Annotated in this window: 2 protein-coding genes; both read right to left on the reverse strand. The window is 38.0% G+C overall.

What is annotated here, in order from left to right; genetic code table 11:
* Positions 1–181 (reverse strand): hypothetical protein (locus AC3A84_RS06295; protein WP_487968761.1); only part of this gene is annotated, 181 nt, incomplete at its 3' end.
* The coding region (locus AC3A84_RS06300) for a plasmid mobilization protein (protein ID WP_487968762.1) at positions 163–500 on the reverse strand (338 nt) is incomplete at its 5' end. The genes AC3A84_RS06300 and AC3A84_RS06295, both read right to left, overlap by 19 nt.

Raw genomic sequence — 500 nt, forward strand, 5'->3', positions numbered from 1 at the left:
ATTGAATCACTGTATGTGCTTGAACACCATTCTCTTTGCCATATAAAGCTCGTGTTTGCTTAAACGATGATTTTGCATAATCTATATCACAATTTAAGCCACTTTTTTCTTCTGCTCGCTTTTCTGCGTAATTGATTGCTCGACTTGCCGATTTGGTATTACCTAATTTAGTTGTTGCCATATCTCATCAAGCCTTTCACGAATTTCTCTCACGTTTTCCTCTAACGCTATATAGTTAGGTGCTTCATGTTGATGTTGATTACAATATTTAGCAATCTGATTGGCATTTGCACCTAACTTACTTAAATCTTTGGCTATCGATTGTCGCGTTTCTTTATCAAATTTAGGTGCGACCAATCGACTACCCTGTGCCTTTTTCTTAACGAAAGCAGGCACACTCATACTTAAAGTTTCAGCGGACTGCTTTAACTTTAAGAACTCGGATTCGCTCACACGAAAACTAATTTGTTTCGGCTCCTTACGGTTGGGTTTTTGGTTTC

The sequence above is a fragment of the Paracidovorax sp. genome (assembly GCF_057642795.1).